At 80.4% G+C, this 387-nt stretch carries 1 pseudogene; it reads right to left on the bottom strand.

Annotation, left to right across the window (positions count from 1 at the left end):
- Positions 1 to 387 (bottom strand): annotated as a pseudogene (locus IFT36_RS16190) (hypothetical protein); the annotation flags it as partial.

The raw sequence follows: 387 nt of genomic DNA, 5'->3' as shown, positions 1-387 counted from the left end.
CCCGGGGCACCCGCCGGGACGACGCTCTCGCCCGGCGAGGCGCCCGGCGAAGGTGACGCCGACCCCGGCCCCGGGTCAGCAGGTGAGGCCCCGGGCTCGGCCGGGACGCCGGCCTCGTCACCCGGCACGGGAGCCGGGACCGGGTCGACGGCGAAGAGGACGGCGGTACCGGTCGCCGAGACGACGTCGTCCACGGTCCAGGTGACGGCCGAGACCTGCCAGGCACCGGCGGCGAGGCCGGCGAACGTCGCGCGGAACGTGCCGTCCTGCTCGGCACGGACCGTCGAGGACTCGGCAGCGGCGGGAGCGGCCGCCAAGGCCCGGGCCGTCGCGGGCAGGTCCCCGGCGGGCAGGTCCCCGGCGGGCGGGCTCCCGGCGGGCTCGACG

Source organism: Frigoribacterium sp. CFBP 13605 (assembly GCF_014839405.1).
Taxonomy (GTDB): domain Bacteria; phylum Actinomycetota; class Actinomycetes; order Actinomycetales; family Microbacteriaceae; genus Frigoribacterium.
Note: the sequence above shows the minus strand (reverse complement) of the source record. Positions and strands in the feature narration are given on the sequence as shown.